The sequence below is a fragment of the Bacteroides stercorirosoris genome (assembly GCF_900142015.1).
Lineage (GTDB): Bacteria > Bacteroidota > Bacteroidia > Bacteroidales > Bacteroidaceae > Bacteroides > Bacteroides stercorirosoris.
The window spans coordinates 67,040-80,929 of the sequence record NZ_FQZN01000009.1 but is presented as its reverse complement, the minus strand read 5'-3'; the positions used below and the strand labels follow the sequence as shown (position 1 = coordinate 80,929).

At 49.3% G+C, this 13,890-nt stretch carries 8 protein-coding genes; 2 read left to right on the top strand and 6 right to left on the bottom strand.

Annotated elements, in window-relative coordinates; translation table 11 throughout:
- Positions 1-4: 4 nt before the first annotated feature.
- Together BUC01_RS08540 and BUC01_RS08535 are read left to right on the top strand one after the other, a co-directional pair.
- Positions 5-1,165, top strand: coding sequence for an Omp28-related outer membrane protein (locus tag BUC01_RS08540; RefSeq protein WP_025830907.1), 1,161 nt, complete (start codon positions 5-7; stop codon positions 1,163-1,165).
- Between the two features lie 14 nt (positions 1,166-1,179).
- Positions 1,180-2,475: a zinc-dependent metalloproteinase lipoprotein gene (locus BUC01_RS08535; RefSeq protein ID WP_025830906.1), complete on the top strand. Its 1,296-nt coding sequence runs from the start codon at positions 1,180-1,182 to the stop codon at positions 2,473-2,475.
- A gap of 123 nt (positions 2,476-2,598) precedes the next feature.
- Here the strand turns inward: BUC01_RS08535 and BUC01_RS08530 are convergent, their stop codons facing one another.
- The 6 genes from BUC01_RS08530 to BUC01_RS08505 form a co-directional block, all read right to left on the bottom strand.
- The gene (locus tag BUC01_RS08530; RefSeq protein ID WP_025830905.1) at positions 2,599-4,479 is read right to left on the bottom strand and encodes an outer membrane protein assembly factor BamB family protein; all 1,881 of its coding nucleotides are present in this window, start codon (positions 4,477-4,479) and stop codon (positions 2,599-2,601) included.
- A 62-nt stretch (positions 4,480-4,541) separates the two neighbouring features.
- On the bottom strand, positions 4,542-7,370 hold the full coding sequence (locus tag BUC01_RS08525; protein WP_073313363.1) for a triple tyrosine motif-containing protein: 2,829 nt from the start codon (positions 7,368-7,370) through the stop codon (positions 4,542-4,544).
- Positions 7,371-7,666: 296 nt separating this feature from the next.
- Entirely contained in the window at positions 7,667-8,986 is a 1,320-nt protein-coding gene (locus BUC01_RS08520; RefSeq protein WP_073313361.1) for a glucoamylase family protein, read from the bottom strand.
- Positions 8,987-8,994: 8 nt separating this feature from the next.
- Positions 8,995-9,855: an endonuclease/exonuclease/phosphatase family protein gene (locus BUC01_RS08515; RefSeq protein ID WP_025830904.1), complete on the bottom strand. Its 861-nt coding sequence runs from the start codon at positions 9,853-9,855 to the stop codon at positions 8,995-8,997.
- Between the two features lie 24 nt (positions 9,856-9,879).
- Entirely contained in the window at positions 9,880-12,210 is a 2,331-nt protein-coding gene (gene bglX / locus BUC01_RS08510; protein WP_073313358.1) for a beta-glucosidase BglX, read from the bottom strand.
- Positions 12,211-12,409: 199 nt separating this feature from the next.
- Positions 12,410-13,876 carry a RagB/SusD family nutrient uptake outer membrane protein gene (locus tag BUC01_RS08505; RefSeq protein ID WP_025830903.1) on the bottom strand — a complete coding sequence of 489 codons (1,467 nt, stop codon included), beginning with the start codon at positions 13,874-13,876 and terminating at the stop codon, positions 12,410-12,412.
- Positions 13,877-13,890: the final 14 nt, after the last annotated feature.

Sequence of the window (13,890 nt, the reverse complement as noted above, 5' to 3'; positions counted from 1 at the left end):
ACTTATGAATAAATATTGGAATTTATTATTGTGTTCATTTCTGTTGGTATTTACTGCAGCTTGTTCGGGCAACTCCGACGATGAACCGGAAGGAGAGACAGGCGAACTGACGTTAATCTCTTCGGCTACTTACATTGAGAATAATGGAACGGATCAGGCTGTATTTACAGTACTGAAAGGCAAAAAGGATGTCACGGCTGAGGCTAAGATTTACCAGAAGAAAGGTTCAAGTTTCGAACTTCTGCCTTCTGCTTCCTTTTCTTCGAAGACGCAGGGCGACTATTCTTTCTTCGCCAGCTATAATAATGAGAAATCTCCCGCAGTCGTAGTGGTGGTGACCAGTGGTATGCTGGATTTGCCCGACGACCCGCAACCGAGCAAGTTCGAAGGATTCAAACACCGCTTGCTGGCAGTGCAGGGCACAAGCCTGGGGTGTACATATTGCCCTCTTATGATTGCCGGGCTTACTGAGTATGCCAAGCTGGAAGAGAGTAAAAGCACTGTATTGGTGGCCGCACACTGCATAATGGAGGGTGATGACATGATTTCAGCATACAGCACTGCTGTAGCAAGGAGCATGAACTTCCATACGATAGGTGTGCCGATTGTGCTCTTCAATATGCGCTCAGTCAGTGAACGTGTTGAACTCAAAACAGGTGATACACCCTCTTCTGTAGCTACGCGCATCCAATCAACTGCCCAGACATTGTTGAAGGCGGAAGCCAATACTGGTATCAGTGCTGCCGTTTCGGGCACTGAGGCTTCCGGATCCATCAAGGTGACTGCTGCGGTCAAAGTAGGCAAGACCGGAAAATATCGTATCTCTGCATGGGTAGTAGAGGATGATATTTATGCAACCGGACAGTTGAACAGTTATCCTGCATTGGAAGCCAATTATGACTTCACACATCACAGCAATGTATTGCGTTGCATTTCTTCGTCCGATCCGGTGTCAGGTGTAAATCTGGGTGGAAAAGCCGAATGCCAGGCCGGTGAGACATTGAAGTTCTCTTATGAATTCAACCTGAAAGACATGGAAGTGGCCAACCTGGCTAAAGCCCGTGTGGTGTTTATCGTAACCCAAAATGAAAGCGGATCACGCTATACGGTGGACAATGCGGTTAGCTGCGGATTGAACAGCCAAGTGAAATTTGAATATAAATAAAATAAATCAAGAGAATGAAACTGAAATATTTATTCTTACTGTTGGCAGTTGCATTATTCAGTGGCTGTTCGGAAGATGATGAAGATCCTGTCCTTACTTTGCAGAAATCGGAATTGGCGGCTACTGCAGAAGGGGGAGAGTATACTATAGAAGTGGCAAGTACCAGTGCATGGACTATTTCTGCTGCACCGTCATGGGTAGCTGCAGAAAGTTCGGCTACACAAGACAAACTGGTGCTGAAGGTAAGTGAGAATCTGGGGAAAGACAGCCGTTCGGCGGACATTACGCTGACCAATGCCGAGAACCTTTCGCAGAAGGTGACGATTAAGCAGGATGCTTATGCCTTCAGTGAAAATCATTTCTATAAGTTGCCTGTGGTTTTCCATGTTCTTTATTGGAATGAAAACAATAAGTATCACTATGTGGAAAAAGGACATTTGCAGAAAGTGCTGGATAGTGTGAACCAGTATTATGATAATTGTGGCGCTGCCATGAACTTTGATTTTGTGATGGCTACGGAAGATCCGGATGGCAATAAGCTGGAAGAACCGGGAGTCAGCCGCGAGAAGTGGCAATACACAACGATGGATCCTTCTGCATTTATGGGTAGCGGCGATAAAAAATATAAGGATATATTGTGGGATCCGAGTAAATATATCAATGTGGTCTTATACAATTTCTCTGATGAGCTGGTGCTTGGCATTGCCCAGTTCCCATGGTTGCCCGAGCCTTTCGAAATGGAGGGTATCAGCCAGGTGAAGAAGGGAGCCAACTTAAATGAGAACCCCTATCCGCAATGTGTAAGCATTAATAATAAATATATTTACGACATTCCGAAGGGTGCAAACGACTATTCAATGTCGGATGTTGTTGTGACGTTATCTCATGAATTGGGACATTTCCTGGGATTGTATCATGCATTCAATCAGTTGCTGAATGGCAATACAAATAGTAACGAAGATTCTGACTACTGCACAGACACTCCTCCTTATAATAAATATCAATATGACGTCAAACTGACGAACTATCTGACCTATTATGGTGATATCACGAAGACAACCTCTGACGGTTATAAGGAATTTGTGATGCGTACTCATAGCAAGACAGGTGAGAAGTTCCGTTCAACCAATATCATGGATTATGCCATTTCGGATGCCAATGCGTTCACGGCAGAACAGGCTGCGCGGGTGAAATACATTCTGCACCATGCGGTTTTTGTCCCGGGTCCGAAGGATTATACCGGCACCGACTTCACAACCACAAGACATAATACTTCTGATTTCCGTTTTACTCCTCAATTCATAGAATAAGAAGGGAAAACAGGAAACTCAGCGATGATCCAGATTGAAATGCGGGAAGAACGGAGAATTTATTTGATTCTCCGCGCTTCCCGCACTTTTTAGGTATCTATTCTTCTATAAGTTAGTAACCCTTTACTTATCAGTATATTTCAGACAGCTCACCGTACCGTCCATTGTCATCACAATCACCTTCCCTTTTCCTGCATTTTTCAGGGAAGTAATGGCCGAATGAGAAATCTTGTGAGACCATGCGATGCCGCTTCCGTCCGCCTTCACGGCATACAGTACGCCGAACTCGGTAGGGATGAAAACCAGCTGTCCGGTTGTTTCCATGCGGGTGGGGATGAAATTGCTTTCGTATGGCATAACTGTGCTCCAGAGTGAGTGATACTTGCCGTGAGCAATATCCACAGCAGTGATCGTGTTCTTAATCCCCTTCACATACATGGTTTTTCCGTCCGGTGAAAAGCCGAGTGACTCCCGGCCTTTGGCTTCGTCGGATGCCCAGATTATTTCTCCGTTTCCGGGTTGGAAGGCCCGGACGAAGTAATCGGAACTGAGGACTATGACTTGTTCAGCTTTCTTGTTTTGCTCGGTGTAAGGCAGCACTACCGGCCAGCAAGCGCCCGGTGAGAAGTATCTGCCACGCTTGGTATCGAACTCCCAGACTTTTTTCCCGTCCTTCCGGTCGATGGCATAGAACATGGCACCCCAGGTTCCTATGTATACACGTTCCTTGTCTACTGCGGGGCGTGCTTCTATGTAGCCTTGCAATCCGTCACAAGTCCAGTTTACGCTGCCGTCCGCCAGTTTCAGCGAATAGAATTTGCCATTGCTGCTGCCTATGTAGATGGTTTCATCGGCAACGACAGGACAAGCAACAATCGGATAGTTGGTGTTGTACTTCCAGCGCACTGTGCCTTGCTTCCTATCCAAAGCATAGATAAAACCGTCGCAGGAAGAAACAATCACGAGTTTCGGTGTAATGAAAGGAGCGGAGAAGATTTTATTTCCGGTGGTGTAAGTCCACAAAGTCTTACCAGTGGTGGCGTTCAGCGCATGAACCACACCTGCGGTATTGGTGTAAACATACAGGTTACCGTCGATGTTCCCCTGTGAGGCTACATCAGTAACATCCTTGAGTCTCCAGACCTCACTGACTGACGGATAAGCGGCATTGACGCTAAAATCCGGACGATAATAAACAGTATCTTTCCTTTCGTGTAGGGGTGCCAGATTGATAGTATTCCAGGCCGGGCGCGTTTCGCTCTTGATGATGCGTTCGCGGAATTCCAGTTTATCTCCGTGCAGGGTAACGAGGTTGTAGCCTCCTATCGGGTCTTTCCTTCTCAGGGAGGAACGGCCGATGACGGCGGGAATACCTTCTGCATCATAGGCACGGTTCACGTGCAGATGTCCGCCAAGGATGGCTTGGATATTGCGTGTTTTAAGAATATTGACCACCTCATACCAATTGCTTAAATCCCGGTCGATAGGAAAATGATTGATGAAGATGATGGGTTGCTCCGGAGGAGTGGCGCGTACAATGGAGTCGAGCCACAGGATTTCTTCACGCGGAATGTGGGGTGGTCCCATGCGGAGGCTCGGTCCGGCACCGCAACCGATGAAGCGCACCCCTTGCCAATCGTAATAAAAATGGGATGCCCGGAAAATCTTGTCGAACATGGTACAGCCGTTTTCACTCCAGTTCACATCATGATTGCCCGGCAGCAGGAAATAGGGCTTGCGGAAATTCTTCAGAATCTCCTGCAACAGGTGGAATTCTTTCGTATCACCGAATTCCGTTACATCACCACTGAGAATGGTGAAGTCTACAGCCGGATTGGCATTGATGTCTTCAATGGATTGCCGCAGGTCATCTTCGGCATAAGTGAAAGAATTGAGATGTACATCGCTGAGCCAGGCGAAAGTAAAGGCTCGTTCTTTGCCGTCTTGCCCGTAGGAGAGGACTGACAGCGCCATCACGCAGACGGCCAATAAAACTCTTTTCATAAATCTTTGGGGGTATTAGTAAGTGTTCCCTCAAAGATATGGATTTTTTGGTTAAAACCAACTTAGTCAATAGTCAAAAAGTACTCATTCAGGTTCTGGGTTGGCTTCAGGTCCAGTTTCTTCCTTAATCGGTACCGGTTATTTTCCACCGCACGGACGGAGAGATTCATCAAGGAAGCGATATCCTTCGTCTCCAGGTTCAGTTTGAGGCAGGCACAAAGACGCAGGTCATTGTTGGTGAGTTGCGGATGCATCTCTTTCAGCCGTTTGAAGAAGTTACGATGCTTCTGCTCGAACTTGATGAGGAACATTTTCCAGTCGTCCTCCGTATCGAGGTTGTTGGCAAGCAGGATGTTTATCTTCTGATAGAGGGGCAGCAATCCCTTCTGTGTATTCTTGGCGCAGATTTCATCTACTATATCCTTCAACTTCAGAATGAGTTCGTTCTTATGGATAATGAAAGAAGTTTGGGTGAAAATTTCGGCATCCTTCTCTTCTATCTCATTTTGCAACTGCTCGTTCACCATACGCAGATACCTCGCCTCCTGTGCTTTCAACCTGCGCAGATGCTTGGCTTGCAGGCGCCGCTTCGTCAAATAGAAGGCACCCAACAGGGTAGTGATAGTGAGTACCCCGCAGGTGAGATACCACCAGACAGTATTATACCACGGAGGCAGTACTTCAAAATTCAGCAGCGTATCCGGTGAATAGTTGTTCAGGCCATCCGTCGTGCGCAGGCGCAAAGTATATTTGCCTTGGGGAAGACGGGCATAAGAGACGCTGTTCAGACGTTTGGGAGCACTCCAGGTGCTGTCCATCTCCATCAACTGATATTGCACGAAGAGATTTTCGGCAAAGGCGGCATTGACGGAAAAGCCGACGGTGACTGTGTTATCTTCATACGCCACCTGGATATCCCGGCTCAAATCCATAAATCCGGCGTTCACTTCTCTTCCCGTATGCACAAACTCAAGGTTGGGAGCCGACAATTGTACGGTCTGCCGCTTGCTGCGGTGGGAGTTGTGGAGGATGAATCCGGCATCCAGGCAGATGAGCGACAGAGAGTCGTTGAGGACAGAAGCGTTTTCGAAAGCGGTGATGAGCGAAAGGTTGTCCGCCTCCACCTTATAGGCTTCCCGGATGCGGGCGATGTAGCCGTCGTAGAAGAAACGGTAGACGGATGAACCGGTGATGGCCCAATTCTCCTCGCTGTCAATCGGCACAATTCTTTTGAGGTCATATATCGCTTCGAAGCAACGGTTCAGATGCTGCTCAAGTTGCAGGTTATCGTTAATTTCATCGTAGATGTAAAAACGGTTGTTACCCAGAAAGAGGATGCGTCCGCCCGATTTGAACAATTGCAGGTGGGAAGGCAGCGAATTGTTTTTCTCATTGCCATAATAGGTATAGTAGCGGAAAGAATTCAACTCATCATTCAGTCGGCACTTGTAGACACCCCGGCTGGCGGTTTCCAGCCAGATATTTCCCAAGTGGTCCGTTTCGGCATTGTATATCGGGTCCGAAATCTGCCTCATGGCATTCAGTTCTCCGGTAGACTTGTTCAATATCAGCATCTCTTCGTAGGTGATGATAATCTGTATAGGTTTGCCGTTGATATTCGCATCGAGGGTGCGGAAGACTCCCGTATTGATGCGATAGGGATGCCGGATGTGCAGATCGGGAAGAATTTCGAGCAACCCGTTGGTGTGTGAGCAAAGCAGACGTCCGTCAGTTTGCTGGAAAGACCATACTTGCCCCTGGGTACCCTCTATCAGTTTGAGGGAAGAAAAGATGTCCAGGTCGTTGAGTCTGCTTTGCGGAGTGTAATATACGCCTTGGTTGGTGCCGATAAACAGATGGTCGTTCCAGACAGTGGCACTGTAGACGCCTCCGAAACCGCCGTCCGTAGACCGGTAATAGCTTAGTCCGTCCGTATAGCGGATATAGGCCAGCCCGCGGTCCAGTGCCACCCAGATGTTGTTCTGATTGTCCTCGTAGAGTGAAAGGACGGTGTTGTTCTGCAGAGTGTTGGCGCTGGAGAAGTGATTGAGGATGTTTCCCTCGGTATCGACCTCGTACACCCCGCTGAGTTGCGTACCCAGGTAATAGGTATTCCGTTTGGCGGAATAGATGGCGCAGTTCAGTTCCTGCCCTGCCAGTTGGCGTGAGAGGGAGAGATTCCAGGGGATGAAGTTTTTCCGGTCGTAGAGGTATATTTCGCCGGTGGAAGTACCTACCAGATAGCGGTCGGTGCCATAAGGCAGAATGACCCGTGTGGTGGTACCGTTCAGGAATTCGCTGCCGGGCATCCGGATGAGTTTGCCGTTATCCAGTTGGTAGAGTGCTCCGTACATCTCCTGTACCCAATATTCGTTGCGCACTTTCAGCAACAGGAGGAAAGCATTCGGACCTTCAACCGGAGTGATTGTCTGGTGGTCGTATACATATATGTGGCTGAAAGACTGGAAATAAACTTTCTCCCCGTCTATCCAGATGCGCCAAAAACTTTGATTGTCCAGGGGATTTTCCCCTTTGATCATGCTCTTCAAAGAGGTGTATTTCAGTTCTCCCGACTGGTCGCGGTCCCATCGTCCCAAGTCTTCGGAACCACCGCTATAAATGGTCTGATGGTCTGCTACGGCTATGGCACGCACGAGGTCGGCGTTAGGAGTCTGAAAGAGTTTCCACTCCATGCCGTCGGATGCCAGCAGGCCGATGCTGTTGCCGAAGTACATGATGCCTTTCTCGTCCTGTCCGATAGACCAGTTTTTGTTGGCTGCATGATATTTGTCACGTGAGAGATTGGATACATAAGGCTTCTGGTTGGCAATTATCGGTATGCAGGTGAAAAGACACGCAAAGGTGACTAATAAGTGCTTTCGAATGTCCATAATAGGTTGAATAAAGGTTAGTGAAGGCTTTCGACCTTACTGTTTTTTCTTGGGACAAAGATAGTTAATTTAAGGTTAGTGCAAAAATATGGGGGTATTTCTTATCACCGCCACGGGGAGGGGAATGCCGGCTATGCTTCTGAGCTGATTTGTGACGGACTCTAAGGTAAGTAGGGGCAGGCTGAGGTTATACTTGTGACTATCATCAATACGGATGATGGTAGGCATCAATACGGATGATGATATCTTCAAGTATAACCTTGCCCTGTCTCTGTTTGGCTCTTTGCCCGGCTGACTCAGAATCCCAGCTTCTTTAGTCCTGCCTGCACATCGGGATGGCTCATGAAGAGTTTCCAGAGCAGACCGCTCCGGTAGTTCTCTATCATGACGGCTATCGGACCTTGGTCGATGGCAAGGTATCGTTTGGGATACCAGTCTTCCGTCTCACTGAAAGCATCATAGAACCCATACGGACCGAATACTTTCTCGCCCATGTCATAAAGATGCCGCATCACTTCCAGCGAATATTCCGGAGTGTAGACAATGGATGAAAGGGCGGCGGTGGGGGAGATGACGCTCAGGTCATCCTGTTCATCGGGCTTGTGGGCAACGTATCCGTTGACGGAATAGCTGGCGGTCAGTCCCCAGCAGTCGGGACCGAAACCTTTCCAGTTCTTCGGGTTGCGGATGCAGTAGGCGCGGTTGACGAGAGCCAGGTTACGCATTTCGTCGAAATAGCTGGCACAGTATTCATCTTTCAAACCTGTCGGATTCAGACCGAGGAAAGAGTAATGGGCCCAGAAGAGGGGACTGACTTCGCAACCCTGGTAGCGCAGGTGCAGGTCGATGCCCTCCACTTTGTGGGGAGCGACGATGGCGCCGTTCTGTGCCCAGCCCTCGTGATAGACGGCGGCAGGAACGCCATGTGTGGGCGAGGCGGCGGCAAGAATGTACAGGATGAGACACTCGTTGTAGCCGTGGACGGGGAAGTTCATTTCCCAACCGTACTCCGGGCTCCAATGCCAGTAGAGCACATTCTGCTCGTCCTGTCGGTAGAAGTTCCATTCTACGTCACGCCAAAGGGTATCGATACGCTGTGCGAGGGCTTGTTCTTCGGAGGAACCGTTGATGTAATATTGATGTACGGCAAGCAATCCCTGCATGAGGAAGGCGGTTTCTACGAGATCGCCGCCGTTGTCTTTTCGTCCGAAGGGCTTCACCTTGCCGGTTTCTCCATACCACCAATGGGGATAGACACCGTGAAAGCGGTCGGCCGTCTCAAGGAAGGAGACAATCTTTTTCATACGGGCAAGTCCCTCGCTGCGGGTGACGTAGCCGCGGTCGATACCGGCCAGAATGGCCATAATGCCGAAACCGCTGCCGCCGGAGGTCACAACGTTCCGGTCGTCTTCGGGATAGACGCCGTCCATGTGGATGCGCTCGGGGGCGAGGCCGCTGTTCGGTTCGGCGCCGTCCCAGAAGTAATTGAAAGTACTCCGCTGTACGGTATCCATCAGGGCTTCGTCGCTCATCGGAACCGGCTGGCTGTCGGGACTTTTGCATTGTGTGAAGACCGGCAACAGCAGGAGGAATAGTAGGCTATGGTACATCTTCATAGTTATACTTATTGAAGTGTTAAATCAACGAGAACAGGGCAGTGGTCGGAGAGGAAACCGTTCTCCGGGGCATCCTGGATGACACGGTAACGGGTGGCTTTCGTTCCGCCGGTTGCAAATACGTAGTCCAACAATACGCGTTCTTCTGCCGGCAGGCGTCCGAAGTCGTGGAAAGACCAGGACGGACCATAGGTGACGGTTGCCGTTTTCGCGGTGTTTTCCATTCCTCCTTTTTCCAGAGTCTGCAAGGGGGCTTCATTAGGTGTACAGTTGAAGTCGCCGGTGATGACGGCAGGCATACCCGGAGCTATTTCTCCGATTTTATTCAAGATGAGCTGTACACCTTCTTTACGGGCTATTGCTCCGTCGTTGTCCAAGTGGGTATTGAAGAAGACGAGTTTCTTTCCGTTGCTCTTTTCTTGCAGGATGGCCCAGGTGGTGATGCGGTTGTAAGAGGCGTCCCAGCCTTTGATGCCGATGGTTTCGGGCTGTTCACTGAGAGAGAAATTGCCGTATTCTACGAGGGTGAACCGTCCGGTATTGAAGAATATCGGGCAGTATTCGCCTGCCTCCTTGCCATCGTCGCGTCCCACGCCCAAAGCGGTATATTGTGGAAGACCTTGTTTCAGGTCTTCCATTTGGTTATGGCATACTTCCTGCATACCCAGCAGGTCGGGTTGATAATAGGCAATCATCCGGCAGATGTTGTCTTTACGGTATTTCCAGTTGTTGGCGCTGTCAGAGGGGGCATCCAGGCGGATGTTGAAAGTCATGACTTCCAGAGGTCGCTCATTCCGGGCTGTATGGCTTTTACAGCCGCAGAGGAATAGCAGGCCGCAGATGCAGGTAAGTAAAACCGTGTGTTTCATGTTTTCTTGTTTTTAATTGAGTAATTATTTTAGGGTCAATCGTGCTGTTTTTACTGCTTGGCTGCTACCGCCGATCATTATGTTGAAGTCTCCCGGTTCGGCCACATGATTGAGGTCGTAGTCGTAGAAACGTAATAATTCAGGAGTTATCTTGAAAGATATCGTCTTGCTTTCGCCGGCTTTGATGAAGACTTTCTCGAAGCCTTTCAACTCCTTTACCGGGCGGGTGATGCTTCCTACAAGGTCGCGGATGTAGAGCTGTACGACTTCCGCACCGTCGCGTTTGCCGGTGTTGGTTACGCTGACTGTGGCAGTGACGGAGCCGTCTTGTCCCATAACCGTTTTATCCAGAGTGATGTCACTGTACCGGAAAGTGGTGTATGACAAACCGTAGCCAAACGGATACAGCGGTTCGTTATCCACATCCAGATAATTGCTGCGGAACTTCTCGAACCATTTGCCTTCTGCCAGTGGGCGTCCGGTATTCTTGTGATTATAGAACAAAGGTATCTGTCCCACATTCTTCGGGAATGTCATTGTCAGCTTGCCACTTGGGTTTACGTCGCCAAACAGTACGTCACCGATAGCGTATGCGGCTTCACTTCCGCCGAACCATACATTCAGGATGGCAGGTACATTCTCCTGTTCCCAGACGAGCGTCAGCGGGCGGCCGGTAAAGAGGGTGAGTACAACAGGCTTTCCTGTTTTCAGCAAGGCTTCGAGTAAAGTGCGCTGTACATCGGGAATATTCAGGTCGGTACGGCTTGAACTCTCACCGGTCATTTCGGAAGATTCACCCAGTGCGGCAACAATAACATCGGCACCGGCGGCTACTTTCAACGCCTCGTCCAGCATTTCCTTATCCGTGCGATTGTCGCGGTTCAGCGAACGGCCGAACATCGTGGCACGTTCCTCATAGGCTGCGTCGCTGATGAGGTTACTGCCTTTGGCGTAAGTGATGTTCACCTTGCCTGCCATCATTTCCTTCAGTCCTTCGTATACGGAAGGATAATCGTTGAGGCGGGCGGCTACACTCCATGTTCCCGGCATATTGCTGCGGGTATTTGCCAGGGGGCCGATGACGGCAACCGTACCTTCTTTCTTGAGGGGGAGGAGAGGTTCGGCAGAGCCCGGATGTATGCTGCCATTCTTTAGCAGAACGAAACTCTCACCGGCAATCCGCCGGGCTGCCTCACGATGTTCTTTGGTGAAGATTTCACGTGCGGGACGTTTCAGGTCGCAGTATTTGTATGGATTATCAAACAAGCCCAGTTTGTATTTGGCTTCGAGTATGCGGCGGCATGCCGTGTCCAGTGTTTCCATGCTGATTTTGCCTTCGTCAATGGATTTCTTGACAGTGCCTACAAAGCCTGCGCTCACCATATCCATATCCACGCCTGCATTGAGTGCGCGTGCGGAAACGGTCTGCAAATCACCGATGCCGTGCGCAACCATTTCGGCAATGCCGGTAAAGTCTGTAACAACAAAACCGTTGAAACCCCATTGCTTGCGAAGCACGTCCGTCATCAACCATTTGTTGGCTGTGGCGGGCACACCGTCTATTTCGTTGAAAGAGGCCATCACGCTGCCTACCCCTGCATCCACAGCCGCCTGGTAAGGGTACAGATATTCATTGAACATACGGTTGCGGCTCATGTCCACCGTATTGTAATCGCGTCCGGCTTCTCCTGCACCATATAGGGCAAAGTGCTTTACGCAGGCCATGATTTCATTGTTATGTTTCAGCTGATTGTCGAGGTCTGCACCCTGATAACCTAATACCATTGCCCGTGCGATGGCTCCTCCCAGGAACGGGTCTTCGCCATTACCCTCGCTGACGCGTCCCCACCGCGGGTCACGGCTGATGTCCACCATTGGACTGAATGTCCATGAGATGCCGTCGGCACTGGCTTCTGTAGCTGCAATGCGGGCCGATTGCTCGATAGCAGCCATGTCCCATGAACAGGAGAGCCCCAGTGGGATGGGGAAGATGGTTTCGTAGCCATGCACTACGTCCATACCGAACAGCAGAGGGATGCCGAGGCGTGATTTCTCTACTGCCAGCTTTTGTACATCACGGATTTTATCCACTCCTTTCAAGTTGAAGAGGCCGCCTACCAGTCCTTGTTCAATCTTTTTGGCAACGTCGCTGCTTTGTGCCTGTCCGGTGGTGATTTCTCCGGTCACGGGCAAGTTCAGCTGGCCGATTTTCTCTTCTACGGTCATTTTCTTCATCAGTTCCGTTACGAACTTGTCCATCTCCCGGGGGGTATCTTTCGGGTTGTTTTTCCCCGGCATGGCCGTTGTCATCAGAGCGGATAAAGAGAAAGCTATAAATAATGCTCTTTTTTTCATACCTATATGTTATAATTTGAAATATCTCAAGTTGAAGTATCTGAACGAAGTGAAGAATCTACTCTCTTGAATATTGAGAAGAGATTCTTCGACAACGTTTAGGATGACAGAATGATACGTTTATCAGACTCTTGGAAACTCCTCCGTTGGTAGGGGAATTCGGATATCAACGTGCTGTATTGATTCTGCCAACGAATATTTATTCATCTTTAGGCTCTTTCAGTAAATCAGGAATCTGAGTGTACTGGTTGAAAGGAAGCGGTAAAAGTGCCTTGTCTTCCGACCATCCCTTCAATTCTGTCTTAGCCAGACCGGTGCGTACAAGGTCGTTGTAACGTTCACCCCATTCGCACACCAGTTCCATGCGGCGTTCATCAATAACCTGTTGGAAGGTTACATTGGTAAGTTCCGGCATCTGTGCGCGTCTTCTTACTTCATTGAACGGGGCGTCACCACTCTTGCCATTCTTTATTTTGGCTTCGGCATTCATCAGCAGTACATCGGCATAGCGGAAAATGCGGGCATTGTTGTTTGTGCCATATTTCGTGCGGCCCGGAGTCAGCTGGTTGAGTGGGGTATAAGCCTTTCCGTTCCAACAGTCAGTTTTCTTTGGGTCTACCTGAGCACGGATATAATCGCCGTCCGGTGTGGTTGAATCTGCCAGTAGGAACGAAGTGGTGGCGCGTATCGTCTCTCCACGGGCATATGCCCAGTCACGGAAGGATTTAAGGATTCCGCAATCTCCCCAGCCACTGATGTCGCTACCGGAATTGTTGGGACCCTGGCAAACAAACCACTGGTCGCCGTCAATCAAATCACCTGAACCATTGCCGAAGTCGGTCATCTGGCATTCGAACATAGACTCGTCACAAAGTTTTCCGGGAATCTTGAACAATTGATAGAAGTCGGGATAGAGTGAGAAGTTACCATGCTCGATAATGTCGTCCGTCAGTTCTTCCACCTTTGCATAGTTACCCATGTTCAGATGGATCTTAGCAGCCAGCATAGCAGCGGAAAAAGCTGTTACGGCTCCCTTGTGTTCACTTTGATTGGGACGGATGCGCGGCATATTGTCCATGCCGTACTGCAAATCTTCCAATGCGTATTTGTTTACCGCGTTGGCAGTGGAACGGCTCAAATCAACCTGATTATTGTCACGAAGAATAGTGACGGGACCGAAAGCCTGAACCAGACGGTAGTAAGCATAGGCACGCATGAACATCACTTCACCACGATAGGCCTTGTAATTCTTCATATCGTTATCGTTGGTGATATTCTCAGCGTATAAGTCCAGCGACTCGATGGCCGCGTTGGCGGTTTTGATAATGTTGTAGTATTGCATCCACAACTCATTGAATCCCCAGAAAGAATCGTTGTACTTATATTCGCTCAGGTTGTAATAGTCGCTGCCATTCCATTGGCCGCTGAATACGTCCTGGTCGCGGATGGTCGTAATTTCCCAAATCACCCAGTGCAAACCGCTGGTACGGATCTTTGCATACACACCTGATACCGGTTGGTACATATTACTGATATTGGTATAATCCACCTTCTCCTCCGGAACTTTACCTTCGGGCTCTTTATCCAGAAAACCATTGCAGGATGCGAATGATAACACCATCAGGGCGGACACTATAAATATGAAAGGTCTTATTAATGTTTTCATTTGTTCTAAATTAT